General features: G+C 34.3%; 22 protein-coding genes and 1 tRNA gene. 11 read left to right on the top strand and 12 right to left on the bottom strand.

Annotated elements, in window-relative coordinates; all coding sequences use genetic code 11:
- Positions 1-305 precede the first annotated feature (305 nt).
- The 5 genes from CLV33_RS12770 to CLV33_RS12750 all read right to left on the bottom strand — a co-directional run bounded on the left by CLV33_RS12770 (position 306) and on the right by CLV33_RS12750 (position 6,453).
- Positions 306-2,123: a sensor histidine kinase gene (locus tag CLV33_RS12770; protein WP_105474241.1), complete on the bottom strand. Its 1,818-nt coding sequence runs from the start codon at positions 2,121-2,123 to the stop codon at positions 306-308.
- Between the two features lie 13 nt (positions 2,124-2,136).
- Positions 2,137-2,721, bottom strand: a complete 585-nt coding sequence (locus CLV33_RS12765) for a DUF4202 domain-containing protein (RefSeq protein WP_105474240.1) — start codon at positions 2,719-2,721, stop codon at positions 2,137-2,139.
- Positions 2,722-2,957: 236 nt separating this feature from the next.
- Complete coding sequence (gene nirD, locus CLV33_RS12760) at positions 2,958-3,335, bottom strand: nitrite reductase small subunit NirD (protein ID WP_105474239.1); 378 nt, start codon at positions 3,333-3,335, stop codon at positions 2,958-2,960.
- Positions 3,336-3,577: 242 nt separating this feature from the next.
- Complete coding sequence (gene nirB / locus CLV33_RS12755; protein WP_105474238.1) at positions 3,578-6,094, bottom strand: nitrite reductase large subunit NirB; 2,517 nt, start codon at positions 6,092-6,094, stop codon at positions 3,578-3,580.
- A gap of 284 nt (positions 6,095-6,378) precedes the next feature.
- A tRNA-Pro gene (locus tag CLV33_RS12750) sits at positions 6,379-6,453 on the bottom strand.
- 118 nt (positions 6,454-6,571) lie between these two features.
- Here CLV33_RS12750 and CLV33_RS12745 point away from each other — a divergent pair.
- The 9 genes from CLV33_RS12745 (at position 6,572) to CLV33_RS12705 (ending at position 16,184) form a co-directional block, all read left to right on the top strand.
- Positions 6,572-8,866 carry a TonB-dependent receptor family protein gene (locus tag CLV33_RS12745; protein ID WP_105474237.1) on the top strand — a complete coding sequence of 765 codons (2,295 nt, stop codon included), beginning with the start codon at positions 6,572-6,574 and terminating at the stop codon, positions 8,864-8,866.
- Between the two features lie 28 nt (positions 8,867-8,894).
- A complete protein-coding gene (locus CLV33_RS12740; RefSeq protein ID WP_105474236.1) occupies positions 8,895-10,022 on the top strand; it encodes a PQQ-dependent sugar dehydrogenase in 1,128 nt (375 codons plus the stop codon).
- A 10-nt stretch (positions 10,023-10,032) separates the two neighbouring features.
- Positions 10,033-10,437 carry a c-type cytochrome gene (locus CLV33_RS12735; protein ID WP_105474235.1) on the top strand — a complete coding sequence of 135 codons (405 nt, stop codon included), beginning with the start codon at positions 10,033-10,035 and terminating at the stop codon, positions 10,435-10,437.
- Between the two features lie 66 nt (positions 10,438-10,503).
- Entirely contained in the window at positions 10,504-11,109 is a 606-nt protein-coding gene (gene udk / locus CLV33_RS12730; RefSeq protein ID WP_105474234.1) for a uridine kinase, read from the top strand.
- A 6-nt stretch (positions 11,110-11,115) separates the two neighbouring features.
- The gene (locus CLV33_RS12725) at positions 11,116-11,445 is read left to right on the top strand and encodes an FtsB family cell division protein (protein ID WP_244906433.1); all 330 of its coding nucleotides are present in this window, start codon (positions 11,116-11,118) and stop codon (positions 11,443-11,445) included.
- Entirely contained in the window at positions 11,438-12,805 is a 1,368-nt protein-coding gene (locus tag CLV33_RS12720; protein ID WP_105474233.1) for a methylmalonyl-CoA mutase subunit beta, read from the top strand. Before CLV33_RS12725 ends, CLV33_RS12720 begins: the two co-directional genes overlap by 8 nt.
- A gap of 5 nt (positions 12,806-12,810) precedes the next feature.
- Positions 12,811-13,497 carry a hypothetical protein gene (locus CLV33_RS12715; protein WP_105474232.1) on the top strand — a complete coding sequence of 229 codons (687 nt, stop codon included), beginning with the start codon at positions 12,811-12,813 and terminating at the stop codon, positions 13,495-13,497.
- Between the two features lie 5 nt (positions 13,498-13,502).
- Positions 13,503-15,677 (top strand): methylmalonyl-CoA mutase, encoded by a 2,175-nt coding sequence (gene scpA / locus CLV33_RS12710; protein WP_105474231.1) that lies wholly within the window; start codon positions 13,503-13,505, stop codon positions 15,675-15,677.
- A 114-nt stretch (positions 15,678-15,791) separates the two neighbouring features.
- On the top strand, positions 15,792-16,184 hold the full coding sequence (locus CLV33_RS12705; RefSeq protein WP_042244063.1) for a hypothetical protein: 393 nt from the start codon (positions 15,792-15,794) through the stop codon (positions 16,182-16,184).
- A 4-nt stretch (positions 16,185-16,188) separates the two neighbouring features.
- Here the strand turns inward: CLV33_RS12705 and CLV33_RS12700 are convergent, their stop codons facing one another.
- The 4 genes from CLV33_RS12700 to CLV33_RS12685 are packed head-to-tail and all read right to left on the bottom strand — an operon-like array spanning position 16,189 to position 19,599.
- Positions 16,189-16,872, bottom strand: a complete 684-nt coding sequence (locus CLV33_RS12700) for a peptidoglycan DD-metalloendopeptidase family protein (RefSeq protein WP_105474230.1) — start codon at positions 16,870-16,872, stop codon at positions 16,189-16,191.
- A 29-nt stretch (positions 16,873-16,901) separates the two neighbouring features.
- On the bottom strand, positions 16,902-18,476 hold the full coding sequence (locus tag CLV33_RS12695; protein WP_105474229.1) for a hypothetical protein: 1,575 nt from the start codon (positions 18,474-18,476) through the stop codon (positions 16,902-16,904).
- A gap of 15 nt (positions 18,477-18,491) precedes the next feature.
- Positions 18,492-19,064, bottom strand: coding sequence for a hypothetical protein (locus tag CLV33_RS12690; RefSeq protein WP_105474228.1), 573 nt, complete (start codon positions 19,062-19,064; stop codon positions 18,492-18,494).
- Positions 19,048-19,599: an RNA polymerase sigma factor gene (locus tag CLV33_RS12685; RefSeq protein WP_042244059.1), complete on the bottom strand. Its 552-nt coding sequence runs from the start codon at positions 19,597-19,599 to the stop codon at positions 19,048-19,050. The genes CLV33_RS12690 and CLV33_RS12685 overlap by 17 nt, the downstream gene beginning before the upstream one ends.
- A gap of 214 nt (positions 19,600-19,813) precedes the next feature.
- Between CLV33_RS12685 and CLV33_RS12680 the strand changes: the two genes are divergently transcribed.
- The gene (locus tag CLV33_RS12680) at positions 19,814-20,368 is read left to right on the top strand and encodes a DUF2911 domain-containing protein (RefSeq protein ID WP_042244057.1); all 555 of its coding nucleotides are present in this window, start codon (positions 19,814-19,816) and stop codon (positions 20,366-20,368) included.
- A gap of 35 nt (positions 20,369-20,403) precedes the next feature.
- Positions 20,404-21,486, top strand: a complete 1,083-nt coding sequence (gene meaB / locus CLV33_RS12675; RefSeq protein ID WP_105474227.1) for a methylmalonyl Co-A mutase-associated GTPase MeaB — start codon at positions 20,404-20,406, stop codon at positions 21,484-21,486.
- Here meaB and CLV33_RS12670 read toward each other — a convergent pair.
- The 3 genes from CLV33_RS12670 to CLV33_RS12660 all read right to left on the bottom strand — a co-directional run bounded on the left by CLV33_RS12670 (position 21,463) and on the right by CLV33_RS12660 (position 23,844).
- Positions 21,463-22,032, bottom strand: a complete 570-nt coding sequence (locus tag CLV33_RS12670; RefSeq protein ID WP_042244055.1) for a phosphatase PAP2 family protein — start codon at positions 22,030-22,032, stop codon at positions 21,463-21,465. The genes meaB and CLV33_RS12670 overlap by 24 nt on opposite strands.
- Before the next feature lie 9 nt (positions 22,033-22,041).
- The gene (locus tag CLV33_RS12665) at positions 22,042-22,269 is read right to left on the bottom strand and encodes a hypothetical protein (RefSeq protein WP_042244052.1); all 228 of its coding nucleotides are present in this window, start codon (positions 22,267-22,269) and stop codon (positions 22,042-22,044) included.
- A 195-nt stretch (positions 22,270-22,464) separates the two neighbouring features.
- Positions 22,465-23,844: an MATE family efflux transporter gene (locus CLV33_RS12660; RefSeq protein WP_105474226.1), complete on the bottom strand. Its 1,380-nt coding sequence runs from the start codon at positions 23,842-23,844 to the stop codon at positions 22,465-22,467.
- Positions 23,845-24,067: the final 223 nt, after the last annotated feature.

The following is a 24,067-nucleotide window of genomic DNA, read 5'->3' as shown; positions in this document are numbered from 1 at the left end:
AAAAAATCGTTTTCTAGAAAATACAGCTGTATCTATTTAGCTTATTATGAGACTTTTGAGTACCCATAAGATGGTATAGCAAGAGTAAAATAGTTGAAGAAGTGAAGGCGAGAAAAAAGAATAAACTTATTCTGGATTTTAATCCTAGTTGGGAAACTTTGAATAATCAGGTGTTCTAATTTACCATCCATAAAGCCAAATATAAAAAGAGGTATTAGGATAATTACCTGATGAGTTTAAGATACTCAAATCTCAGCTATTTGTGAGATATCTCATATTCATTCGACATTACAACATCAGCAAAATTAATTATTTAACGGCACATTCAAGGTAATTCTAGTGCCTTTGCTTTCTTCAGAAGTTATAAATAAACGCCCATCAATATATTTAATTCGTTCTTTCATAAACGTCATTCCCATTCCACCATCTCCTGTTTTTACATGTTTTATTTTATCAGGATTAAACCCTTTACCATTATCATCTATAACAATACTAAGTATTTTAGCACTATGTGATAGCGATACAATTATATGGGAAGATTCTGCGTATTTAATAGCATTATTAACCGCTTCTTGTACAATACGGTATATATTTATTTCAGCAAGCGATTCCATTCGCTGGTTAAAATCGGTTTTATTAAAAAGCACAATTTCCTTACCAGTTAATCGTGCCAACTCTTGTGTTAACTTTGTAAGGGCAGGAACTATACCATGATCTGTTAGCTCTGGAGGTGTTAAATTAAATGTTGCGGTGCGAACACCCTTAATGATGTTTGAGGTCAACTCTTTTAAATGCTCAATTTTAGATGTTGCTTTTTTAACATCTTTCATATCGATACTTTCCAGGTTATATTTTAAACCCGTTAACATTTGCCCTATACCATCATGTACATCTTTGGCTATTCTATTTTGCTCTTTCTCCTGGTTTTCAATAATCTTGCTAGAGATTATTTTTTGTTGACTCATCTTCTCCTCAAAACTCTTTTCTGTCAATCTATCAATTTCTAATTGGGCTACTTTGCGTTCTGTAATTTCAGAAGCTATTATTAGTAATTCTGACTTCTCGTCTGTGGTACTAAACGGAATTACCGCCATTTCTAACCAAACATCATCACCCTTTTTAGTAGTGGCTTTAACTTCTCCTTGCCACCCTGTTTTTTTGTGCTTACTAATTATGTTTTCAATAGCTTCTTGTTCATGCTCATTGGTCGATAATACATTCCAAAATAATGCTGAATCGTTAAACTTCGAGAAACTAAAAAGGTGAGAAAACTTATTTCCCATATGCACCAAAGCTCCATTTGGTAAGATTCTAGCAAATAAAAGCGTATCATCCATTGCTCTTGTAAGTGCACTCAGTTCCTGTATGGATTTCTCTTTTTCCTTACTGAGTTCATCTGCATCAAAAGCCATTTTTTTAGCTTTACCTTCCGCAGCCAATAACTCCTTTAAAGTATATCGTACTGATTTTGCTGCGGGCCAAAAAATGTATACAAACTCACCCAACAGTATTAGTAAGGTTAGAGCCATTAACAACAACTCTAGTTTACCTAACCAAGCTACTTTTTCCTCGGCTTCTTTGTCGTATTGGTTAACAATAGCATCCATCTGTATCAAAAAATCACCTTCATGATTTCTAACTTTTTCAATATCTGAAACATAACTATCTAAAGGTAGAGGCGGTACATTTTCAATTTTCGTAATTATAGATTTTGAAGCATCTTTTATAGAATCAAAAATGGGATTCAGCACCTTAAATTTAGCTATAACTTCTTTTGAATTTTGTTTTGGCAAACCTAAACTATCATTGCCGTTTTGAAGCGCATCGTGTGATAGTTCCCAAAGCTTTACAGTCTTTTTTAAATCCTCTTTGATGATGAATACATCTTCAGGATGCTTTAAAGCCAAAAGAGATATAGCGTCTTTTGCTAATTTCTGGCTCAACATCCTCTGCCTTCCAGCAATATTGATTACTCCAGAATCACTTTCTTGACGACTTAAATGTGTTCGGATTAAAATCTGACTCACAATCACCGAAAGTGCAATGGTACTAAAACCGATAATATATAAACGGCGAAGTTTATCAAAAGTCCGTTGGTCTAGTGAATTGCCGTTTTTTGTCATAATTCTAGGAGATTTATGAAATAGCTTGTTTTACTAAAGCTAAAGATTTTTTAGAAAATTTGAGTTTCAAAGCTTCTTGCTGGCCTGCTTCACTCATCTTTACCCATGTTTTTTGCAGAATATCAATCACCTTTTCATCTGGATGTTTTTCAGCAAATTCCTCAAAATAATAATCTAAAAACACTAGGCAAATGGTGTCCTCTAAAGCCTGAGACTCCTCGTTTTTTTTAATGAGCTTTTTTAGAATAATTTTTCTAATTCTATCATCAAACTGTTCATCGTAGCCAACTTTCTTTAAGATTTCCGATGTTAAATCAGCATGCATTTTTTTTAAAGTTTCACGCCATTTTAAATACCCCACGCGATCCATTGGGTATTCATCTCTTGGAATTTTCCATCTACAAATGTGTTGCGCACGTGCAGCAATTTGTAAAGCCTTAGACGCATCCGGCTTAAATTGCAATAACTTTCGCGTCATACGTTGCGAGTATAACAATTCTTTAGGATATTGTATTCCAGCAACTTCGTAAGTATTTATATCTTCAGAATTTGCCTTGTCTATAAGTGCAATAGCCGTTTCAAAACGTGTGGGCTTCATAATCTATTTTGAGTTGAATTCTATGATAGCCAAGATACATAATTACTTTTTTTAATTAAATGTTGTATCTGGAATTTTTCTAAACGATTTCTAACTAAATGTTCTAGTTTTAACTACTAAAATCACCAAAGCATTTGCGATAAAATACAGAATATTTGGGATTTTGTCTAAGTAATTTAATAACCTCTTAACCCAAAGTCCTTTACATATAACAGCACGCTTTGGCAAATACCATCTTAATCAATAAACCCCACATAAACATAACCTTCTTCAATCTTTACAGGGTAGGTTGCTATTGGGTTTAAATCACCGTTTAAATTTTCGCCACTCTCTAATGAGAAGGTTTTTTTATGTAACGGGCAAGCCACTTTTGGCATACCTTTATCATCACCTATCATACCTCTACTTAGTACCATTTCCATTTTATGCGGACAAAGGTTTTGGCACGCATACCACTTACCTAATCTTGAAAAGTTAAAAACAGCTATTTGCTTATCCTTATATTTCACACAAGCGCCTCCATCAACTGGAAAATCTTCAGTTGAAGCTGCTTTAAACCAAACAGTAACATCTTCAATTTTTGTGGCTGTATATTTCTCTAGAATGTCTTCCATTTTAATGTATTTTGATAAACTAAAACCAGTTTAATTTATTAGTTTTTATAATTTGGGCGTTACCCTATCGGGTCGGGCTTTACGCTACAAGTCCTCGCTCTGTACCTCCGCTGTGGGCTTTCCACTGCAATCCCTAACGCGGGCATACTTGCTAGCAACAAACTCACCCCAGATTTTTAGCCTTTTACCTTAGTCTTAAAAAAGAATAGTCAATCCTCTAAATACTAACTACTATTTACATACTACACCCAAGGCTCAGGCATTTTTTGATCCCGCATCGGAACAAAAACTAGATTATCGTCTTCCGCTTCACTATTCACAAAATGATTGAAACGTTTCATCATTTCCGGATCATTTACAGCTTGCGTCCATTCACATTCAAACTTATTAACCAGAGTTTGCATTTCTTTTTCTAAGTCTTCTGTAATACCTAGTTTATCTTCAATAATCACTTCTTTTAAATACTCTAATCCACCTTCCAGCTTTTCTTGCCATGCGGCAGTTCGTTGTAATGGTTTAGCGGTACGCATGTATAACATTAAGTATCTGTCTAGATATTTAATTACCGTTTCGTTATCTATTTGTTCGGCAAATAATTCGGCATGTCTTGGGTTTGCACCACCATTTCCACCAACGTATAAATTCCAACCACCTTCAACAGCAATTAAACCAAAGTCTTTCCCCCTTGCTTCTGCACATTCGCGAATACAGCCTGAAACGCCACCTTTAATTTTGTGAGGCGCACGTATGCCTCGGTATCGATTCTCTAATTCAATTCCAAAACTTACACTTTCATCCATACCATATCTACACCAAGTAGATCCAACGCAGGTTTTTACAGTTCTTAAAGACTTACCATAAGCGTGACCACTTTCAAAACCGTGACTTATTAGTTCTTTCCAAATTAATGGCAACTGATTTAAAGTAGCTCCGAATAGATCGATACGAACACCTCCTGTGATTTTAGTATAGAGGTCATATTTCTTTGCAATTTCGCCAAGTGCAATCAACTTATCTGGTGTAATCTCTCCTCCTGGAACCCTTGGCACAACCGAATATGTTCCGTTTCGCTGTATATTGGCCAAAAACCTATCGTTTGAATCTTGTATGGCGTATTCTTTATTCGCTGTATCTGCATGAATTGAAGCCATTAAAGATGCAATTACAGGCTTACATATTTCGCAACCGTGTCCGCCATTACCATGACTATCTAATACTTCATTAAATTTAGTATAGCCTTTAACTTGAATAATTTTATATAAATCCTGTCTGTTATAGTCAAAATGTTCGCAAATAGAGTCCTTAACCTCAATACCTAAGGATTTTAATGTCGCATTGGTTAAATCTGCTACCATTGGCTTACAACCGCCACAACCCGTTCCAGCTTTTGTACAACTTACCACATCTCCTAAATCTGTAGCATCCCCATTTTCAATAACACCGCATATTTGGCCTTTAGTTACACTCTCGCAAGAACATATTTGTGCCTCATCTGGCAAATCCATAACATCACCAAGTAATGCGCCACCTTCACTTACAGGCAATATTAATTGCGCAGGATCTTCAGGAATAGCCATTCCATTTAGGTATACTTGATGCAACATGCTATAATCTGCAGCATCACCAACAAGAATTCCGCCTAATAACTTTTTACCATCATGACTTACATTAATTCTTTTGTACAAGTATTGTGTTTTATTTTCAAATATAATAGAATGCCCTTTTGATGCAGGCATAAATGGCTCTCCAAAACTTGCTACATCTACACCAATTAATTTTAATTTGGTAGACATATCTATATCTGAAGGCATAACTTTATCGGCATTCCCTAATATTTGCTGTACAGCAATATCTGCCATATCGTAACCTGGGGCTACTAGACCATAAATCATTTGATTATATAGGGCGATTTCACCAATAGCATAAATCGCATCATCTGAAGTTTTCATGGTATTATCTACAATTACACCACCGCGAACACCAACTTCCAACCCACATGCCCTAGCTAACTCATCTCTTGGCCTAATACCTGCTGAAACGATAAGCATATCCACATCTAAAATGTCATCTTCTCCAAATTCCATCCCCGTAATACGACCGTTTCCTAAAATTTGATTTGTTGCTTTACTTAGATGAATATTTAATCCTATAGACTCTAATTTCAATTGTAATACTTGAGAACTTCTAGAATCTAATTGCCTTGGCATTAACTTGGGTGCAAACTCTACAATATGAGGTTCCAAGCCCATATCCATTACAGCTTTACCAGCTTCTAAACCCAGTAATCCACCTCCTAAAACTGCTGCCTTAGCATTAGGTTTTTCAGCCTTCAGTTTAGCAGCATAAGCAAGCATACCTTCTAAATCTTCAATAGTTCTATAAACAAATACACCTTCCTTTTCAACACCTTTAATTGGAGGTACAAAAGGAGAAGATCCTGTGGCAAGGACTAAATAATCGTATGAGAACTCGCGATCTTTTGCCGTAGTAATGGTTTTTGAACTTCTATTGATATCAGCAACACGTTCTCCTGTAATTAAGTCAATATCATTTTCAGCATACCACTCAGCTGGAGCCATCTCTAAGGCTTTAGCATTCTGACTTTCAAAGAATTCGCTTAAATGAACTCTATCATAAGCTGGTCTTGGCTCTTCACCAAATACTGTGATTTTAAAAGCTTTGTTTTCTTTTTGAGCTACAAATTTCTCACAAAATTTATAACCAACCATCCCGTTTCCAACTACAATTATATGCTGCATAATTACGTATTTAAAAAACAAAACTAAGTATTTATACTTATTTTTTAAGCTGATTTACTAATAAATTTACGTAGAAACGTGATTATTACGTATTTCTCAAATTGTAATATTAAAAATTACTTAATAAGAAAATTAAGAGATAGGTTTTTATCGAAATATTAAAAACAATACATTAACATTTGAAAAATGTCTTAACATAATAAACAAAACCACTATTATAACATTGCTAAATACTATGAGAAAGATAAAATGCCAGAGGAAAAATTCCTCTGGCATCTTTTTTGTCGGGGTGGCAGGATTCGAACCTGCGACCTCCGCGTCCCAAACGCGGCGCGATAACCGGGCTACGCTACACCCCGAAATAGTTATCTAAGCGGGTGCAAATATACTTATTTCTACTAGTTCTAAAGTGTTTTTTTAAGAAAAATTTAGTTTTTCAAACTTTTTCCGATTCTATAAAACAACTACTTTGCAGCAGTGAAAAAAAAACAATGGCTTCCCTTTATTATCGCAGTGCTAGTAACGCAAGTTTACTTCTGTCAAACTACTAATCTGAATAGAATTATAGATTCAGAAAACGGTAATCTTGTTTCAGAAGTTGAGATTACACAACTTCAAAATGATTCTACATTTACTAGTAATACTGGTTTTTTCAAAATAAAAACTTCTGGCTTATATACTTTTAATAAAAAAGGTTATATTCTTAAAACACTTAAATTAAGCCCACTAAACAACTATGTTGTAAAGCTTCAAAAGCAACCAAATGCGTTAAATGAAATAGTTATAAATGCTAGTCACCTACCAATTGAGCTTAAAGCATCAACCTCTAGTGTATCACTTGTATCCAGCAAAGCTATAGAAAGGGCAAACACCGTTAATATTAACGAGGCTTTAAATAGAGTTCCAGGAGTTTTTATGCAAACTGGCGCGCTTAACACCAACCGTATTACTATTAGGGGCGTAGGTTCTAGAAACCTGTTTGGCACTGCAAAAATTAGGGCCTACTTTAAAGATATTCCATTAACGAATGGCAGTGGGGAAACTAGTTTGGAAGATTTTGAATTAGGTGCTTTATCGCGAATAGAAATCACTAAAGGGGCTACTTCTAGTACTTATGGTGCCGGCCTTGGTGGCGTTATTAGGTTGCTTCCAAAAACATCCTCTTTTAATAGTACTGGTTTTGAAAACGAAACTTCTATCGGCTCTTTTGGGCTCTTTAAAAACTTATCACAAATTAATTATGGTAATGCTTCCAACAGTTATAAACTAGTGTATAGCAATACGAAAAGTAATGGTTTTAGAGAAAACAACGATTACAAAAGGCACGCATTAACTTTAAACACTGTTCATAAATTAAATGCTAAAAACGAACTCTCTATTTTAGGGATATTCTCAGATTTAAAAGCCTTTATACCTAGCTCTCTAAATGAAACAGACTTTACAAACAATCCTGAATCGGCAGCATTTACATGGAAGCAATCTCGCGGTTTTGAAGACACAAAACGAGGTATTATTGGTATTTCCTTAATTCATAAATTCAACGAAAAACTTGAACAAAGTACAAGTGTTTTTATGTCTTTTAGAAATTCTTACGAGCCAAGACCCTTTAATATTTTAGATGAAACTGTTTTTGGTTACGGACTAAGGCATCGCATTACAGGAAATTTCACAGTGAATGATAAAAAAATTAATTGGACATCTGGGATAGAGTTTTTTAAGGACAACTATAAATATCAAACTTTTGAAAATTTATATGAAGATTTTCCTGAAGCAAACAGCAGTATTAAAGGTGTAGCTTTATCGAATTTCAAAGAAAAACGCTACTACTACAATCTGTTTTTTGAAGGGAGATATCCTGTTACTTCTAAAACCGATGTTGTTTTTGGTATTAATTATAACAAAACAAGTTACAACCTAGAAGATAAATTCCCTGTTTCAAGTACCAACCCAAATGAGTCTGGGAGTTTTGATTTTAAAGGCTTAGTTTCTCCAAAGTTAGGCGTATTGTACCGTGCAAGTACTGCTTTAACTATTTATGGTAACATTAGCCATGGTTTCTCCCCGCTTTCTTTAGAAGAAACATTACTACCAAACGGACAAATAAATACTAATTTAAACCCAGAAACAGGTTGGAATTTTGAGGTGGGTACCAGAGGATACGCTGCCAAAAACAGGTTGCAATACACTGTTGCGGTATATAGATTAGCTATAAAAAACCTATTGGTAGCAAGACGTACCTCCCAAGATGAATTTATTGGTGTTAACGCAGGAAAAACACATAACGACGGATTGGAAGCAGAAATTAATTATACGTTTACTAATTCTAAAGACCTACAATTATCGGCCTTTGGAAGCTATGCATTACACCTTTATAAATTCAAGAATTTTATTGACGATAACTCAGATTTTTCAGGTAACGATTTAACAGGTGTTCCACAAGATGTTTTAAATTTAGGTTTAGATTTTAGTTCTAAAGTGGGTATGTATGGAAATATTAACTTTCAGCATGTTGGTAAAATGCCAATTACAGACAGTAATAGCTTATTTAGCGAAAGTTATACGGTTTCAAACATAAAAATAGGGTACCAAAATACCTTAGCGCCAAAGCTAAGGTTAAATGCTTTTTTAGGCGTAAACAATATATTTAACACTGCCTATGCATCTCAAATATTAATAAATGCCACTGGTTTTGGTAATAGTGCGCCTAGATATTTTTACCCAGGAAATCCATTAAATTATTATTCTGGTCTCGCTTTAAATTATTCGTTTTAATGTATCTTTACTCTATAAATCTATCAAAATGAAACAGTTTACATTACTTTTAGCAATAGCATTAATATCTTTTTATTCGTGTGCCCAACAAGAACCTTCTAAAGTTTCAGCCGAAACACCTGTTAAAATTAATTATGTTACAGAAGTTGTTGTCCCAGAATTAGACATTCCGTGGGGAATGGAGTTTTTACCCGATGGCAGCATGCTTATTACTGAAAAAGCAGGAACACTTATTCATTTTAAAGACGATAAAAAAACAATAATAAATGGCCTCCCCAAAGTTTATGTTCGAGGACAAGGTGGCTTAATGGATATTAAACTACATCCCGATTACAAAAATAATGGCTGGATTTACTTTTCTTATGCTTCTGCCGAAGGTGAAGACGATGGTGGCAATACTGCAATTATGCGTGCAAAATTAAATGGCAATACCGTTACCAATGTAGAGCACTTATACAAAGGGGTTCCTAACACAAAAAAAGGACAACACTGGGGGTCGCGTTTAGAGTTTGATAACGAAGGGCACTTATATTTCTCTATTGGCGATAGAGGTAATAGGGATGTAAACCCACAGGATATTACCAGAGATGGTGGCAAAATATATAGACTACATGCAGATGGCTCCATTCCAGAAGATAACCCGTTTACAGACAACAACAATGCTAAACAAGCCATTTTTAGTTACGGTCACCGCAATCCGCAAGGTATGGCGCTACACCCAGAAACAGGAAAAATTTGGGTAAACGAACACGGACCAAAGGGAGGAGACGAAATAAATATTGTTGAAAAAGGCAAAAACTACGGTTGGCCCGTTATTTCTTATGGCATTAATTACAGCGGTACAAAATTTACCGAAATTACTGAAAAAGAAGGCATGCAACAACCGCTGTTTTATTGGGTACCCTCTATAGCACCAAGCGGAATGGCGTTTCCTACATCTAGCAATTATCCAGATTGGGAAGGTAGCGTATTAGTAGGCTCCTTAAAATTTGAGTACCTAGAACGCTTGGTCTTAAAAAACAATAAAGTTGTAAAACGCGAAAAGTTGTTTGAAGGCCTTGGCAGATTTAGAGATATTAAACAAGCTCCCGACGGCTATTTGTATGCTGCCGTAGAAGGCTTAGGTATCGTAAAAATTGTTCCAGATTCATTTTAAACCAATAATTATGAAAATTTTTTTATGTGCAATTTTAAGTGGTTTGGCAACTTTTATAACTCTTACAGTGTCGCAGCAAGACCAATTACAAGAAAGCATCTCTAGAGGACAGGAAATTTATTCGGATTTTTGTGTAACCTGCCACATGCCAAATGGCGAAGGCGTAAAACACACCTTTCCGCCTTTAGCAAAATCTGATTACCTAAAAAATAATAGAGAAGCTAGTATTCGTGGTATAAAATACGGTCAACAAGGTGAGATAACCGTAAACGGTATTATATATAACGGAAAAATGGCACCTATGGGTTTAGATGATGAAGAAATTGCCGATGTAATGAATTTTATAAACAACAGTTGGGGAAATTCCAATAAAAATATTGTAACTACTGAAGAGGTTGCTGCCATAAAAAAATAGCCAATTAGTAACCATATCATTTTACATTTACTAACTTTGTTTTTACGGTAAAATTTCAATAAAAATATGTTGGTAATAGGAATTGCAGGAGGTACTGGCTGCGGAAAAACTACAGTAGTAAATCAGCTTTTAAACGAACTTCCAGAAGGGGAAGTTGGAGTAATTTCCCAAGATTCATATTATAAAGACACATCGCACTTAAGCTACGACGAACGGGTTAAAATTAATTTCGATCACCCAAGGAGTATAGATTTTGATTTACTGGCAGAACATTTAAGAACTTTAAAAAACAACAAACCTATACACCAACCCGTATATTCTTTCGTTAAACACAATAGAACCGGAGATACGGTTTTAACGCATCCCAGAAAAGTTATGATTGTTGAAGGTATTTTAATCCTTACCAATCCTGAACTTAGAGAAATGTTCGATATTAAAATATTTGTGCACGCCGATAGCGACGAGCGCCTAATAAGACGCCTAAAACGCGATATTTCAGAGCGTGGCAGAGATTTAGATGAAGTCTTAACGCGTTATAAAACCACATTAAAACCCATGCATAATCAGTTTATAGAACCCATGAAAGAGTATGCAGATATTATTATACCAAACAACCACTACAACACAGTAGCCATAGATATAGTTCGCACAATAATTAATGATAAATTGTAACAAATAGTGAAAAAAATTAATTTAAATCACCGTTTTTTAAAACCTTTTAAGAATATTTATATTCTTATCTTGGTGGTATTTGTGGTTTGGATGATTTTTTTTGACAGTAACTCATGGTTTATTCACAACGAACTAAATAACGAAATAGACGATTTAAAAGCAGAAAAGGAATATTACCAAAAAGGGAAAGAAAAAGACGAAAAAGAATTTAAAAAATTAAGCTCTCAAGAAGGTTTAGAAAAATTTGCTCGCGAAGAATATTATATGAAACGCGAGAATGAAGAAATTTTTATTATTGAATACGAAGACAGTATAAAAACAAAGGATAATGAGTAACTCGTTATTTAATGAATTTGAGCCCGTTTCTGCAAAACAGTGGAAACAAAAAATACAGTTCGATTTAAAAGGAGCCGATTATAATGATGCGCTAGTTTGGACAAGTAATGAAGGTATACAAGTAAAACCCTTTTATCATGCCGAAGACATTACGGCTACACCAAAAACTGTTAAGACAAAAACCAATGGCTTTAAAATATGCGAAACTCTTTTTGTAGCAAACGCCAAAAATGCAAATACCAAGGCGCAGACTGCTATTTTAAGTGGCGCAAATAGTATTAAATTTATTATACCTTCTAAAACAATTTCGTTAGAAGAACTATTAAAAGATATTAATTTAAACGATGTTGCCATTCATTTTCAATTGCAGTTTTTATCAATAGAATATCTAAATATAGTTTCTAAAATTTCCAAAACATCTGAAATTTATATACATACCGATATTATTGGTCAGTTAGCTAAATCTGGTAATTGGTTTTTTAATTTAAAAGAAGATTTTTTAAAATTTAAAAGTGCTATCACGCATTTAAATTCTTTTTCAATACATACAGATTTATATCAAAATGCTGGCGCTAATATGGTACAACAATTGGCATATGCAATGGCGCATGCTAACGAATATTTTAATTATATAGAAAACACTTCAAAAGAAATAACATCAAAAATTAATATTGTATTTAATGTTGCTATCGGCTCAAATTATTTCTTTGAAATCGCAAAGTTAAGAGCGTTAAAATTACTGTTTAACACACTTGAAAAGGAGTATTTGGCAGATTATAATTGCCATATTTTCGCAACACCTTCAAAACGAAATAAGGCCATTTACGATTATAATACCAACATGCTACGTACTACAACAGAATGTATGAGCGCCATTTTAGGCGGGGCAGATACTATAAGTAATTTACCTTACGATGCTGTATTTAAAAAGTACAATAATTTTGGAGCGCGCATTGCTAGAAATCAACTATTAATTTTAAAGCACGAAAGCTACTTTACCGCGGTAAATAATCCTTCAGACGGCAGTTATTACATAGAGAGCTTAACCGAACAACTAGCCGAAAAAGCCCTAACATTATTTAAGGATATTGAAGCCAATGGAGGGTTTTTAAAGCAATTAAAAAATGGCACAATTCAACGCAAAATAAAAGAAAGTGCTAACAAAGAGCAAGAACAGTTTAATACTGGCAACGAAGTTGTTCTTGGCAGCAATAAACACCCCAATACAGATGATAAAATGAAGGATAATTTAGAAATTTATCCTTTTGTAAAAATTGAAAAAAGAAAAACTTTAATAGCACCTATTATAGAAAAACGTTTAACCGAAAACTTAGAACAAGAACGATTAAAAAAAGAGTAATTATTATGAATTTAAAATTTAAGCTTTTTGCATTTTTATTGGTCCTCGCTTTATTTAGCTGTAAAAAAGAAGCCGAAGAAAAAACCTTAGACGAATATAAATACACTGAAAAAGGTATTGTGCTAAACTGTGATAAATTCGACTTAAAACTCCTTAACGAGGCTTTATTTTCTTTTGAAAACGATATTTTAGAAGCTTACGGAAAAAACGGACAAACGGGAGCACCTAACTTAACACGCGCTTATTCGCAATTTATTAGAAACGCCATGTATGGCCGTATAAATTATGCCGATATTGTATCGCCCCATACCGCAAAAGTGTTTGAAGTTTTAAAATCCAAACAGGAATTATGGGACTTAAACAATGCCAACACCAAACTAAATTACAATAGTTCTGTTATGGCATGTATAGCTAACAATATGATAGACAGAAGCCTAAAAACAACCCTAAATGCACTATTAGAAACCAATAGTATGAGCCCTAAATTATTTGGTCCAGCATTACAATCAAACTATGGTGCGGCTATTCGCGATAAATACCTATCTGCTTATGTGGCTTTAGAGTTTTACTACGGGAAATTGTTTGATGTAGATTTGTCTCAAGTTGCTGAAAAACCAGAACCTAAGGTAGATTTTAATAAAATTCCACCGCAGACACCACAAAATGATCCTCATGCAGGACACAATCACTAATAAATTTGAGAAAGAATCTTCAACATATTAAGATAAGGCTGGAAGAACAAGACCCAAAAACAGATGTAAATACATTTGCCACTGCTGAAGGTATTGATGTAAAATCTGCTTACAGTAAATACGATCTTCATAAAGTTGAACATTTAAATTTTGTAGCTGGTATCCCGCCATATCTACGTGGACCATACAGCACTATGTATGTACGAAGACCTTGGACGATTCGCCAATATGCAGGATTTAGTACTGCCGAAGAAAGCAATGCCTTTTATAGACGCAACCTAGCTGCCGGACAAAAAGGTCTTTCTGTGGCTTTCGATTTAGCTACGCATAGAGGTTACGATTCCGATCATAAACGTGTTGTTGGCGATGTTGGTAAAGCGGGTGTAGCTATAGATTCGGTAGAGGATATGAAAATTCTCTTCGACCAAATTCCACTAGGTAAAATGTCTGTTTCCATGACTATGAATGGCGCAGTATTGCCCATTATGGCATTTTATATTGTAGCTGCCGAAGAGCAAGGCGTAAAGCTAGAGCAGCTTTCAGGCACCATTCAAAATGATATTTTAAAGGAGTTTATGGTACGTAATACCTATATTTATCCGCCTACACCGTCCATGAAAATCATCTCTGATATTTTTGAATTTACAAGTAAGCACATGTCTAAATTTAACAGTATCAGCATTTCTGGCTACCATATGCAAGAAGCTGGTGCTACTTGCGATATAGAGCTGGCCTACACGCTGGCCGATGGTTTAGAGTATTTAAAAACCGGACTAAAAGCAGGTATGGACATTGATACCTTTGCCCCTCGCCTTTCGTTCTTCTGGGCTGTTGGTATGAACCATTTTATGGAGATTGCCAAAATGCGAGCTGCTAGACTATTATGGGCTAAAATTGTAAAACAGTTTAACCCTAAAAACCCAAAATCTTTAGCCTTACGTACACATTGCCAAACTTCTGGATGGAGTTTAACCGAACAAGATCCGTTTAACAATGTAGCTAGAACCACTATTGAAGCAGCGGCGGCCGCCTTTGGAGGCACACAAAGCCTACACACCAATGCCCTGGATGAAGCGATTGCACTACCAACCGATTTTTCAGCACGAATTGCCAGAAATACACAAATTTTTTTACAAGAAGAAACTAAAATTACAAAAACGGTAGACCCATGGGCAGGCAGCTTTTATGTTGAAAAACTAACACATGATATTGCAAAAAAAGCCTGGGCATTAATTCAGGAAGTTGAAGACTTGGGAGGTATGACCAAAGCTATAGAGGCTGGAATTCCTAAAATTAGAATTGAAGAAGCTGCAGCCAGAAAACAAGCAAGAATTGATTCTGGGCAAGATATAATTGTTGGAGTAAACAAATACCAATTAGAAAAAGAAGATGCCATTTCTACTCTAGAAGTAGACAATCAAACCGTTAGAAACTCTCAAATAGAACGCTTAAAACGTATAAAATCTGAAAGAAATGCTGCTGAAGTAACATCAGCTTTATCAAAATTAACTAAGGCAGCAAAATTTTCCTTAAATTCGGATAATAACGTTTCAACTAAAAATACAAAAGATCCCCACTTTCGTGAGGATTATAATTTATTAGGTTTAGCTATTGAAGCTGCAAGGTGTCGTGCTACTTTAGGTGAAATTAGCGATGCTCTTGAAGCTGAATATGGCCGACATAAAGCACAAATAAAATCATTCTCTGGCGTGTACAGTAAAGCGATTGAAAACGACGAATCTTTTAAAAAGGCACAAAAACTAGCTGATATTTTTGCGGAACAAGATGGACGCAGACCACGTATTATGATAGCAAAAATGGGACAAGATGGTCACGACCGTGGTGCAAAAGTAGTCGCTACAGGATATGCCGATATTGGTTTTGATGTAGATATAGGCCCACTATTTCAAACACCTAAAGAAGCCGCTAAACAAGCCGTTGAAAACGATGTGCATATTTTAGGAGTGTCTTCGCAAGCAGCAGGCCATAAAACTTTAGTGCCTCAAGTTATTGAGGAATTGAAGCACTATGGACGAGACGACATTATGGTAATTGTTGGTGGTGTTATTCCAAAACAAGACTATCAGTTTTTATTTGATGCAGGAGCAGTTGCTGTATTTGGTCCAGGTACAAAAATAAGTGAAGCTGCTATTAAGATTTTAGAGATTTTAATTGACTAGCACACCATTGCCCCACACCAAAAATTTTTAAAATTTTAAACCTTGCTAGTGTGTATGCAGCTATCACTATTATTTAAAACTTATACATCTACACACATTTCAAAAACAAATTAAATGGAAGCAAAACCAAACAACCTCAACACATTTAGAATTCTTTTTCTTGTAAAAGGAATTATAACCTTATGCTTTTCAGTATTCTTCATCCTTTATGCCGGTATGGGTTTTTTCTTTAACGCTGCTATAGAACATTCATCAGAAAACCCAGAGTTACCATTTAATTTTGGTTGGTTTTTTGTCATTATTGGTGGGCTTGGTGTAATTATTTGTATAGTTTTAGGAATACTTACACTTTTAGCATCTAAATATTTAAAGGAGGTTAAAAATTATAATTTTATTTTTGTTATAGCTATTTTAAATGTTTTAACCGGTATTCTTGGAATTTTATTAGGTGTTTTTACATTGATAGAACTCACAAAACCAGAGGTAAAAAAACTATTTGGTAAATAAAACTTTAAAAGCCCAAAAACAAAAGCGGATTAGGGCAATTTTGCAAGTAAAACTCTAAATCTTTTTTTGAAGTTACTCCTGGGTAGTCTCCTAAATACCCTTCAATATCTTTTATAATTTGAAAGTGCAAATGTGGCGGGTAATCGCCATTTACAGTGGCATCGCCCAAAAACGCCAATTGCTCTCCTCTGCTAAATGTTTCGCCTACTTTTAAATTAGCAATAGAGGCTAAACTTAAATGCCCGTAAAGTGTGTAAAAAACAGTTCCTGAAATGTTATGCTTTAAAATAATAGTTGGTCCATAATCACCATAATTGGTATTATTTTTAAAACTATGAATTTCACCATCAATAGGTGTAAAAATTGATGTTCCTTCAGCACACCACAAATCTATACCCAAATGGATATTACGTTTTTCGCTAAGGCTATCAAAATGTGTACTTCTGTTATATATGTTACGTAACTCGTTATAACCTCCATAGGCAACTTTGGCGTTATGCTGTTTTAAATATGAATTGATATATATTGAAAATTCTTTAGACGAAGACACATCTACATACTGAAGTTCGGTATTGCGTTCTGATAAATCTAAAGCAATGTATTGCGATTTTGGAATGGAAGCATCTAAAACGTGAAGTGGTTTAGGTTTAATGCTTGTAAGGAAGTTTTTAAATTCGCTTGAGGTCATTCAAATTAAATTTACTCAAAGCTAATAAATTACTCTATAATTACTTTACTATATTTTGCATTTACAGTAACTGTTTTATTGCTTTCGGTATTACTCATTGAAAAAGAGCTTGCGTCTGTTTTACCACTTGTATTATTTGGGTGCACCAAGTAAGAATGCATTCCTTTGTAGTTCATATTATAGTTTTCCTCTGGCATAACTATATAAGCTTTATTGTTTTGAAAAATAAAGTTTAAGTTGGTAAAACTATCGGCAACATTAAGGATTTTTAAGTCTCCAATATTACTATCTACAATAGCACTATTTAGTACATTATTTATTTTAACGTTAGATGATGTACAATTTAACACCACATGCTTTACGGTTTCTAATTCGGCTTGTTTTACGTGTTTTAAATTCAATTCACCCAAATTCCAGTTGCTAATAAAAACCGGTGCATAAGCTGCACTAATGGAAGTATTACTTCCATTAATGCCTTGTGCCTTAAATGAGGTATGAGATAAATGTGCTTGCACATCATCTAACACCGATGCAAACTCTAATTCACCATGTCTTACATCAACTTTAATTTTTGCCTTTTTGGGCATTTTTATAATAATAGTTTTTTTAAGTTGTGAATGATTGGTTTTATCGCTCCATCTATTAATAAATATTGCTCGTGTTTTATTTTGTTTTGCTTGTTTTTTTGCCAATTCCGCCCTTTTTTCTGCTATTTTAGCTCGTTGTTCTGCCATTTTTTCCATTACTTCGGCACGCCTCTCATGCATTTCTGCATTTCTTTCTTGTTGTTCTGCAATACGTTCTGCTTTTCGCTCCATTAAAGCTGCATAACGCTCACCCCATGCTTCCATTTTTTTTGCGTAATCTTCTCCAAATTGTTCACCAAACTTTTTGCCCCAAGCTTCCATTTTTTTGGCATAATCGTCTCCAAATTTTTCTTCCCATGCTGTACCAAATTGTTCACCCCAGGCTTCCATTTTTTTTGCATACTCTTTTCCGTAAGTAGACTCAAATTTTTTAGACCACTTTTCTAGATAGGCATCCCCGTCTTTCTTGTAAGCTTCATAATCAAAAGCTACAGCTCCAACACCTTCTGGCAATTCAGGCAATTCGGGTAACTCAGGCATCTTAGGAAATTTGGGTGCTTTTGGTGGCTCTGGCGGTTCTGGAATATCAATAGTACTAAAATCGAAATTCATTTCGGGCATTTCTGCCAATTCATATTTTAATTCCTTAAGCACTCGTTTTACCTCATCGTTGTAATGGGCATTATCTGCAATCCAAACGTTAGGAGAATGGGAGCTTCTTGTGTTTATAGCAACTAAATTTGTAGAACCATCAATATCTAGTTGCCAACTCTTAGCTATTTGCTCTAATTCGTCTTTAGAAAGTTCATCGCTCTCAACAAATGCCTCAATTTGTACTTCATTTTTATTCCAGGTATCAAATACAATATTACAATAACTTGTATTTAAATCTATAGTCACATTTTTATCTACATTTATTAATTGTGATACTTTAGTAACTTTTTCTTGTGCCGTTAGTGTTGTTATGGTAAAACAACTTAGCAACAACACGTTTAATATTATAATTTTACTGTTCATTTTTTTTGATTTTTTTTAGATTGCTTCTGTTCTTTCTTGGGGTAAATCGTTTGAAGCATTCAAAGTTTTTAACTGATCTCTTAAGCGATACAATAAGTTTAAACGGAATCTTAGATTATCTATCAATGCGCTTATGGTTAACTCTGTGGCGCCATTTTTTGTAAGTTCTAAGGATAGTGTTTTGTATTCTTTATTTAACTCATTCAACTGTTCTAGATAGCCGTCAAAAATTACTTTAGTTTCTGGTGTTGGCTTTATTTTAGACAATTCTAAATTTATACTGGCCAAATAATAATCTTCCACCTTTTTTAAATCTGGAGACACATCGCCCAAAGTTTTAGTTGTGGCATTAGCTAATACATTTTCAACATCTGGTTTTTTGTGCTGAAAGCCATAATAGGCTCCAAAACTTATCCCAATTAACACTACAACACTAGCCGCGACAGATAACCAACTATACTTTGGCGTTTTCTTTTCTTTAGGGAAAGCTTGCTCTAGCTTTTCTAAAAAACGTGCATCGTGATTATTAGGCATATCCTCGTGCTTCACTTTTTCGTTTTTAAACAAATCTCTAATATCCTGTGCCATTATTTTGTTGTGTTAATAATTCTTGTAATTTAACTTTACCTCTCGATAGCTGTGTTCTAGAAGCCACTTGGGTAATACTTAGTATTTTTGATATTTCCTCATGGTCGTACCCTTCAATTAAATACAGCATCACTACATATTTATATTTTTCTGGTAGCTTGCAAATTGCCTTCCTCACATCGTTTACCGTTACCGTATCTTCTACCAACCATTTGTCGTTATGTGCCGTATCGACCACTTTAAGGTGCACCTCATCTAATTCTACTAACTGTTGTTTTTTTGATTTTAGAAAGTCGATACTTTTATTAACCACAATACGTTTTAACCAAGCCCCAAAAGTAACTTCGGCTTTGTACTGGTGTAGTTTAGAAAACGCTTTAATAAACGCTTCTTGCACCACATCTTCAGCATCATTAGCATCCTTAAGAAATCGTTTTGCCACAATGTACATACCGTTGCAGTACTGGTTGTACAACTGCATTTGTGCCTTACGATTGTTCTGTTTACATTGTTCAATAATGTCAACTTTAAACATGCTACTACTTTTGGTCTTAAGTTAGTTCATTTAAAAGACGATAAAAAATTGAGAGTGTTGCAAAATTTTTATTTTTTTTATCAAGAACTTTAAATATTGTGAGAGGAAAGTAAAAGAAGGTAAAACCAACACAACATAGCTAAATAATTTAGCGTTTCTATTTTATAAATACTTCAACATCAAGTATCTTTACCACCTATAAAATCTCTCATTTATGAACACGTTTTTAAAACGCATTATTTTTATTTTGCTTCTGGCAGCTTCAGTTATTTTTGTGTATTCTTATTTAAACGATGGTTTACAGAAACGAAAAAGTCCGAAAAAAAATGTAGCCTTTAAAGTAGACGATTTAAAGCTAAATGTGTTTTACAACCGCCCATCAAAACGAGGAAGGGAAGTTTTTGGGGCTTTAGTGCCCTACGGCGACGTTTGGAGAACAGGGGCAAACGAAGCTACTACTTTCGAGACCAATAAATCTCTAAAAATAGGAAACGATTCGTTACAACCTGGGAAATATACACTTTGGACGATACCGAACGATACGGCGTGGACTGTAATTTTTAACTCAAAACAATATCCTTGGGGTGTAGACCATAAAACATTAGAACCACTTCGCGAACCTGAATTTGATGTTGTAAATTATAGTGCTCCTGTAGAAAAATTAAATACCGAGGTAGAACAGTTTACGATTGCCTTCGATAATTCTACAGACAACCTTTTTATGACAATGGCGTGGGACAATATACGTGTAAAAGTGCCTCTAAAATAATTAAAAGCGTAACTTAGAGTGATTATTTTTTAATTGTGAAAAACAAAAAAAAGTCGGCTTTAAAACAAACAGAAGGTGTTTCTAATTCAGAAATAATCAACAATAACTTTGTATCAAATTTTAAATCGAAGCAAAGTAAAACCATAAATCCAGAAACGTTAGTTAAAGGTATTTTAAATAAAAATATAAGTTATTTAAGTCGCGCCATTACACTTATAGAGAGCTCTAACCCAAAGCATCAGGACTATGCAAATACTGTATTAAAATCTTGTTTACCATATGCTAATAAATCCATTCGTACTGGTATTACAGGTGTGCCTGGTGTAGGCAAAAGCACATTTATAGAAGTTTTTGGCAAGCACTTAACAGCACTAGGCAAACGCGTAGCTGTATTGGCTATAGACCCTAGCAGCTCTTTAACTAAAGGTAGTATTTTGGGTGATAAAACCAGAATGGAAACTTTAGCAAAGGATGAAAACGCCTATATACGTCCGTCAGCTTCGGGAGACTCTTTAGGAGGTGTAGCCCGAAAAACCAGAGAAACTATTATTTTATGTGAAGCTGCAGGCTTTGATGTTATTTTAATAGAAACAGTAGGTGTTGGGCAAAGTGAAATTGCCGTACACAGTATGGTAGATTTCTTTTTATTACTAAAACTTGCAGGAGCTGGAGATGAGTTACAAGGGATAAAACGAGGAATTATTGAAATGGCCGATGCCATTGCCATAAATAAAGCAGATGGTAATACCCTAGAAGCAGCCAAATTAGCTAAAGTAGAATTTAATAGGGCGTTACACCTTTATCCACAAAAGACCTCTGGGTGGACTCCAAAAGTAACATTATGCAGCGCTTTAAAAAATGAAGGTATTATTGAAATTTGGGAAATGATTTCAGAGTATATAAAACTTGCAAAAGGCACTAGTTATTTTGATAAAAGACGGCATAAGCAAAACACCTATTGGTTGCATAAAACCATAGAAAACCGTTTGAAGTCTGATTTTTTCAATCAACCAAAAGTTAAAGTTGCTTTACAAGAACAATTAAAACGTATTGAAAATAATGAAACCACACCATTTGCTGCTGCGGAATATATTTTAAGCCTTAACAAAACGCTTTAAAAGGTATTGTGCCAATTTGTAAAACAAAAACCCAGAAATAGCACCAAAGGTCATACCACACAATACATCTAAAGGGTAATGTACACCAACGTAAATACGGCTGTAGGCTACAACTGCACTCCAAAACAACAACATGAATATTAAGTTTTTATAAAAGGGACGCAGCATTAAGCCTATAAAAACAGCTGCCGACATAGAATTTGATGAATGTCCAGAAAAAAATCCATATTTACCACAGCGTACTGCAATAAACCTTAACTCATCCACCAAATTAGGCACGCCACAAGGCCTTGGTCTTTCAAAACCTCTTTTAAAAACATTTGTAATTTGGTCTGTAAACGTAATCATTAAAGCCACTACTACCAATATTACCAAAAGCGATTTAAGTCCAAATTTTTTATACATTAAATACAGTAAAACAACATATAAAGGTATTGAAGCGAACTTGTGCGTTATAAATAACCAAAATGAATCCCAAGTTGGAGACCCCAGATTATTTAGAAACAAAAAAAGTTCAGTATCGTATTCTAAGAGTTGATCTATCATTTGAAGTGTCTATTCGTCGTATTTAGCAATTTCAGCATCATAAAACTCGGTAGCTAATTTTATGGCGTTCTCGGTTTCGGTTTCTAATTCCTTTTGGTCTTCAGCATCAAAGTCTTCAAACCATTCTACCTCATCGTTTTCTAAATTAATTATGAATCGAGGAAACTCTGTATGAATTACATAAATAGCATTCGGATGCTCGGTATTATCACCTAATATAAATTTTGGAAGTGTCATATTTTAAGTTTCAAGTTATTAGTGTTTTTAACACTTAAAGTTTTGTGTAACGAAAATACTTAAAGTTCTAGGTTTTAACTTTACATGTTTAATATTTTTATAGTTTTTAAAATAAAACTTAGTTAAGATTCATCTCAATTAAGCATCAGTATTTTGTACTTAAAGTATGTTTTTTACATGAAATATTATAAGTAATTAATCGCTATTAGAACTAATTAATTTCTTTGTTAAATAATTAAATCTGGCATATAACAATATTGCTGCAACGGTTAAACCTGCTAATAACCCAATCCAAATTCCAATACTGCCATAAACCTCGGCTTTTCCTAAAAACCAAGATACAGGAAAACCAACAACCCAATATGCTACAAATAATAACAACATTGGCACTTTTACATCCTGTAAACCTCTTAAGGCTCCTAAAACCAAAACTTGAATACTATCACTTATTTGAAATACGGCTGCAACCAATAATAATTTTGATGCTATTTCTAACACCTCTATATTGTCCAAGGCATTTTCCACATCATTATAATCTAAATATATTTTGGGTAATTGATTGTAAAATAATAGAAACAACACAGCGAAACCTACGGCAAAAATAAACCCAAATAAAAATATTGAAAAAGCTATACGCCGTAACTCGCTGTAGCGTTTTAGTCCTTTTTGGTTACCCACACGAATCATAGCTGCTACACTTAAGCCCATTGCTACCATAAACGTCATGGATGCAAGGTTTAAAGCAATTTGGTTTGCCGCTTGCGGATTTTTCCCTAATAAGCCACTTAACCAGATGGCTGCTGTAAAAATAGCAACTTCAAAAAACATTTGCATTGCACTGGGGACACCTAGATTAAATATTTTTTTAAGCATTAATCGTTCTAAAACAAAGAATTTTATTTTGGAAACATAGTGGCGTGAATTTCCATTGCGTTTTAATAAAAACCATAAATGTGCCACCATAATAATTCTAGAAGCTAGCGTACCATAAGCAGCACCAACTATTCCTAATTCGGGCATTCCAAATTTTCCAAAAATTAACAAGTAGTTTAAAACAATATTTACCAAATTACCTAATAATGTGGCGTACATAGGGTACTTAGTCATCGATAAACCATCGCTAAACTGTTTAAACCCTTGAAAAATTATGAGAGGAATTAACGATACAGCAACCAAATCTAAATAAGGAATAGCTAAAGCAACAACCTCATCGGGCTGTTTCATAAAATACATTAAAGGTTTAGCAAAAAAAACCAGCAAAAACAACAAAACCCCTAAAACCGTACATAAAAACAAGCCATGTTTAAAATAAGATTTACCAGTTTTAAAGTTTTGTTCAGCATCAGCCTCTGCAATTAAAGGGGTTATAGCGGTAGAAAAACCAATACCTAAAGACATGGCAATAAACATAAAGCTATTTCCTAAGGATACTGCAGCCAGTTCTGCAGTACCTAATTGCCCAACCATAATATTATCTACAAAACTAACAAAGGTGTGCCCTAACATACCCAACATTACTGGGGCGGCTAGTTGCCAATTGTATTTAAACTCTTTTGTATAATTTTGAATTTGCATGCTGCAAAAGTATAGTTTCCATTTGGCATCACCACACATTTATTTATCAACAAATGTTAATATTAAATTAAGAAACATTCACCTAATTATAAGTTTTTTCTTATTTTTTAAATACAACACCATCTCTTTACAGGACATGATAGCATTATGAAACATATAGTTTTCATTTTATAAGGATTGAATTATTAAACGTATATGTTTCTAAATTATCAAGGGGAAAGTA

It is taken from the genome of Jejuia pallidilutea (assembly GCF_002973595.1).
Taxonomy (GTDB): domain Bacteria; phylum Bacteroidota; class Bacteroidia; order Flavobacteriales; family Flavobacteriaceae; genus Jejuia; species Jejuia pallidilutea.
The sequence above is the reverse complement of the archived record's forward strand: the minus strand, read 5'-3'. Positions and strand labels throughout refer to the sequence as shown.

Bases quoted from the DNA above. Each gene is read 5' to 3' on its own strand.
- CLV33_RS12770 (WP_105474241.1), bottom strand. From the start codon at position 2,123: ATGACAAAAAACGGCAATTCACTAGACCAACGGACTTTTGATAAACTT.
- CLV33_RS12765 (WP_105474240.1), bottom strand. From the start codon at position 2,721: ATGAAGCCCACACGTTTTGAAACGGCTATTGCACTTATAGACAAGGCA.
- nirD (WP_105474239.1), bottom strand. From the start codon at position 3,335: ATGGAAGACATTCTAGAGAAATATACAGCCACAAAAATTGAAGATGTT.
- nirB (WP_105474238.1), bottom strand. From the start codon at position 6,094: ATGCAGCATATAATTGTAGTTGGAAACGGGATGGTTGGTTATAAATTT.
- CLV33_RS12740 (WP_105474236.1), top strand. From the start codon at position 8,895: ATGAAACAGTTTACATTACTTTTAGCAATAGCATTAATATCTTTTTAT.
- CLV33_RS12735 (WP_105474235.1), top strand. From the start codon at position 10,033: ATGAAAATTTTTTTATGTGCAATTTTAAGTGGTTTGGCAACTTTTATA.
- udk (WP_105474234.1), top strand. From the start codon at position 10,504: ATGTTGGTAATAGGAATTGCAGGAGGTACTGGCTGCGGAAAAACTACA.
- CLV33_RS12720 (WP_105474233.1), top strand. From the start codon at position 11,438: ATGAGTAACTCGTTATTTAATGAATTTGAGCCCGTTTCTGCAAAACAG.
- CLV33_RS12715 (WP_105474232.1), top strand. From the start codon at position 12,811: ATGAATTTAAAATTTAAGCTTTTTGCATTTTTATTGGTCCTCGCTTTA.
- CLV33_RS12705 (WP_042244063.1), top strand. From the start codon at position 15,792: ATGGAAGCAAAACCAAACAACCTCAACACATTTAGAATTCTTTTTCTT.
- CLV33_RS12700 (WP_105474230.1), bottom strand. From the start codon at position 16,872: ATGACCTCAAGCGAATTTAAAAACTTCCTTACAAGCATTAAACCTAAA.
- CLV33_RS12695 (WP_105474229.1), bottom strand. From the start codon at position 18,476: ATGAACAGTAAAATTATAATATTAAACGTGTTGTTGCTAAGTTGTTTT.
- CLV33_RS12690 (WP_105474228.1), bottom strand. From the start codon at position 19,064: ATGGCACAGGATATTAGAGATTTGTTTAAAAACGAAAAAGTGAAGCAC.
- CLV33_RS12685 (WP_042244059.1), bottom strand. From the start codon at position 19,599: ATGTTTAAAGTTGACATTATTGAACAATGTAAACAGAACAATCGTAAG.
- CLV33_RS12680 (WP_042244057.1), top strand. From the start codon at position 19,814: ATGAACACGTTTTTAAAACGCATTATTTTTATTTTGCTTCTGGCAGCT.
- CLV33_RS12670 (WP_042244055.1), bottom strand. From the start codon at position 22,032: ATGATAGATCAACTCTTAGAATACGATACTGAACTTTTTTTGTTTCTA.
- CLV33_RS12665 (WP_042244052.1), bottom strand. From the start codon at position 22,269: ATGACACTTCCAAAATTTATATTAGGTGATAATACCGAGCATCCGAAT.
- CLV33_RS12660 (WP_105474226.1), bottom strand. From the start codon at position 23,844: ATGCAAATTCAAAATTATACAAAAGAGTTTAAATACAATTGGCAACTA.